Here is a 3,949-nt window from a genome sequence, read left to right on the forward strand (position 1 = left end):
AGAATCATCCGCAGAACACGCAGAAAAAAGATTACCAGCCCCGGCGCCTCTTCATTTGTGGCATTCTCTGCCGCTTCGAACTCCGAACCCTTTCCTCTTCCCGCCGTGGTCGCCGTGGCCCGCCGTGTTCGCCGTGTGAACTCTTACGTGGTGCCCGTGGTGTGACCGTGTGAACTCTTACGTTGTGCCCGCCAACCCCGCCGTGTGACCGAACTCCGAACTCCGGCCGACACCAGTTTCGGTTGATTCTTACGTGGATTCGTCGCAGTTTTGCACGGCCAGTTCCCCTCCGCCATGAACAGGATCATTTGGTTATTGCTGAGCATTTTCGCGTATCTCACTTGTCCGCTGTTTGCATGGACGAACGGCGAGCTACTCATCTGGATGGATTCCGATCGTGCTCAGGCCGTGGCCCCGATCGCTCAAAAGTTTGAGGAAGACCTCGGTATCAAGGTCAGGATTGAAGCGCCTGAGAAGGTCACCGACAATTTTCCCATCGCCGCCCAGCGCAAGAAGGGTCCCGACGTGGTGATCTGGGCACACGACAAGGTCGGGGAATGGGCGGACGGCGGTCTGATCGCCCCGATCGAAGTCAGTGACGAGTACAAGGCCAAATTCCTCCCGCAAGCCTGGGACGCCGTGACCCACGACAACCAGCTTTGGGGTTACCCGCTGAGCTTTGAGGTGGTCGGCCTGATTTACAACAAGCAACTCATCAACGGTGTGCCGCCCAGCCAACTGCCGGACCTGCAGTCCTTTAACGAGCAATTCAAACGCGCCCATCCCGACAAATCGAGCATCCTCTGGCAGTACAGCAGTCCTTTTTATTCGTGGGGCATCCTGGCCAGCGCGGGAGCGTACATCTTCGCCAAGACGCCCGAGGGTTACGACATTCATAATGTCGGCGTGGCCACCCCGGGCGCCGTGGAAGCCCTGACGCAGATCATCGACCTGGTGCACGCCGGGATTTTACCCAAGGGCATGGCGGATAACTCCATGGCCAAGGAGTTGATGGCTCAAGGCAAGCTCGCCATGATGATCTCGGGTCCATGGGACTGGCCTGACCTCATCAAAAAAGGAATCGATTTTGGGGTGGCACCCGTTCCCGGCATGAATAACAAGCCCGGGCGCGCCTTCATCGGCGTGTCGGTCGCCTATATGGATCGCAGTACACCGAATCGGGACCTGGCCCGGGAATTCCTGGAAGACTACTTTGTCACGGACGCCGCTCTAGGGCTCGCCAATGAAGCAAAGCCGCTCGGGCTGCCGGCATTGAAAACCATGTACGAAAAGCTCGCCCAGGACAATCCGCTGATCCGGGACCTTAAAACCTGTTCGGATGCCGGCGAGGTAATGCCGAACATTCCACAGATGGGCCGGTTTTGGAGTTCGCTGGGTTCGGCCCTGGAAGTTGCCACCAATGGCCAGGCCCCGCCGCAGGTCGCACTCCAAAAAGCCGCGGAAAACATGTCGCGATAACCAACCGGCGAAGCTCCACCGCCGGCGGGCGGCCATCCTTCGCCTCTGCCTCTTTTTTTATGAAAGCCATCGTCTACGACGCGCCCCGTAATTTTTCCTATCGAGACACGGCCGAGCCGAAGATCGAACCGGATGAAGTGCTGATTCGGGTCCACGCCTGCGGCTTATGCGGTACCGACCTTCACGTCCATGAAGGAGAATTCGGCCCGCGTTTCCCTTTGATCCCGGGCCACGAGTTCACCGGCGAACTCGTCGAAATCGGCAGCGAGATATCCGGATTCAAAACCGGCCAACGGGTAGTCGCCAACAGTAATCTGGCCTGCGGGTACTGCTTTTACTGCCGGCGCGGGGACTTCTTGTATTGCGAGAATCTGAGCTGTTACGGCATCAACCATCACGGCGGCTTCGCCGAGTACGTCAAAATCAAGGCCAACCGGCTTTTCGTGATCGACCGGCTTAGTGCCCGTGAGGCAGTCATGGTTGAGCCTACCGCCTGCGCGTTGCACGGCACCGAGGTCCTGGATGCCAAGCCGGGCAGTGACGTGCTGCTTTTTGGGGCGGGCCCGACCGGCCAGGTACTGGCGCAACTGGTCAGGCTTAACGGAGCCGCCCGGCTCGTCGTCGCCGCGCCGCCCGGCCCGAAGCTTGACCTGGCCGCGCGACTCGGTGCCGATGAAGTCGTGCCGGTGAATCGGCACGACCCGGAAGCGCATCGCCGGCAGCTGCAGGCGCTGAGCCCCGGGGGATTCGATTACGTCATTGAGGCCACCGGAGCGCCCGCCATCTGCGAGGAGTCGCTGCGGTTCGTGCGTCGCGGCGGCACGCTGCTCGTGTACGGCGTTTACCCGGAGAAAGCTTCGGTTCGGTTTAACCCCTTTGACCTGTTCCGGGGCGAAATCAGCGTCAAAGGTTCGTTTGCGCAGATCCATAGTTTCCCCCGCGCCATTGCTTATCTGGAGAGCGGTAAGGTTAAGGTTAACGAGATCATTACCCAGGAGATTCCGTTGCCGGAGTACCAGCAGGCCCTCGACATGGCCTGGGCGCGAAAAGGCGTGAAAACGGCCATTGTGCCCGAATCGTAACGCAGGGCATTTAATGGACGCGCGCGCACGAACGAATGAATGAACCTCCGGCGGATCATGCCCGCCAGGGAGCCAAAGAAACACTTGCGGCCGGCAAAGGCCATGGTACAGATTCCGGCTCCTCCTGATGCTCGGGTGGTGAAATGGCAGACACGTACGTTTGAGGGGCGTATGCCGCAAGGCGTGGGGGTTCAAGTCCCCCCCCGAGCAGAGAGCGGAAAGGAGCAGATTTATGAGTGAAGCCACACTCGGCGGCCGGTTCACCTTCCCAGGCACCTCGTTGACAGTTCACCGCATCGGCTACGGCGCGATGCAACTTGCCGGCCCCGGTGTTTGGGGACCGCCAAAGGACCCGGACGGCGCCATCACCCTTCTTCGAGAAGCCATCGCAGCCGGCGTTAACCATATTGACACGTCGGACTTTTACGGCCCGCACGTCACCAACCAAGTCATCCGGCAGGCTCTGCACCCGTATCCGGCGGGGCTGGTGATCGTCACCAAAGTGGGAGCCCGCCGCCCGCCTGACCGTTCATGGCAGCCGGCCATCTCGCCCGAGGAACTGACCGCCGGCGTCCATGACAACCTGCGCAACCTGGGGCTGGACGCCCTGGATGTCGTCAACTACCGCACCATGGGGTCAGTCCATGGCCCAGCGGAGGGGTCCATCGCCGAACAGATAACGGCCCTGGCCGATCTAAAGCGTAAGGGGCTGATTCGCCACATCGGCCTGAGCAACGTTACGGCCGCCCAGATCGCCGAAGCGCAGGCGATTACCGACGTCGTGTGCGTGCAGAACAACTACAACCTGGCTCACCGCGACGACGACGCCCTGATCGACGACCTGGCCCGGCGGGGCATCCCGTACGTGCCGTTTTTCCCGCTCGGCGGGTTCACGCCGCTGCAGTCATCCACCTTGTCCACGGTTGCGGACCGGCTCGGGGCCAAACCGATGCAGGTCGCGCTGGCATGGCTGCTGCACCGGTCGCCCAACATCCTGTTGATCCCGGGCACGTCGTCGATCGTCCACCTCCGTGAGAACCTGGCCGCCGGCCGGTTAACCCTGTCGCCGCAAACCCTGACGGAGTTGGACGGGATCGCCGCAGCGGGCGCGGTATAGCACTGATTGCGGCACGCCCTCTGATCCCCTCTGCCGGAGTACAGAGAGAGCGGGCCGGCCGTGCAAAAGAGTCCGCGTGCTGGCCATTTTGGGGCGGCAACAGGCCCGCAATTCGCCCTGAATCCTAAGGGTGCCAGGTTGCGTACCAAAACTCAGGAAAGGCGCGGACCAACTCTTTGGGAGGCCCGGCTGCAGCTGAACCCGCAGGGATGCACCCGCTTAGCTAAACGATGAGTGAACCCGCCCGTCCGGCTTACCCGGCAAAGAGCTG

General features: G+C 61.2%; 3 protein-coding genes and 1 tRNA gene. All 4 read left to right on the forward strand.

The features are described 5' to 3' along the window. The first annotated feature begins 294 nt into the window (after positions 1-294). Positions 295-1,479 carry a maltose/maltodextrin ABC transporter substrate-binding protein MalE gene (gene malE, locus JO015_07990; protein ID MBV9999039.1) on the forward strand — a complete coding sequence of 395 codons (1,185 nt, stop codon included), beginning with the start codon at positions 295-297 and terminating at the stop codon, positions 1,477-1,479. A gap of 59 nt (positions 1,480-1,538) precedes the next feature. After that, entirely contained in the window at positions 1,539-2,561 is a 1,023-nt protein-coding gene (locus tag JO015_07995; protein ID MBV9999040.1) for a zinc-dependent alcohol dehydrogenase family protein, read from the forward strand. A 129-nt stretch (positions 2,562-2,690) separates the two neighbouring features. Further along, a tRNA-Leu gene (locus JO015_08000) sits at positions 2,691-2,771 on the forward strand. Between the two features lie 22 nt (positions 2,772-2,793). Next, positions 2,794-3,678 (forward strand): oxidoreductase, encoded by an 885-nt coding sequence (locus tag JO015_08005; protein MBV9999041.1) that lies wholly within the window; start codon positions 2,794-2,796, stop codon positions 3,676-3,678. Positions 3,679-3,949 lie beyond the last annotated feature (271 nt).

This window comes from Verrucomicrobiota bacterium (assembly GCA_019247695.1).
GTDB lineage: Bacteria > Verrucomicrobiota > Verrucomicrobiia > Chthoniobacterales > JAFAMB01 > JAFBAP01.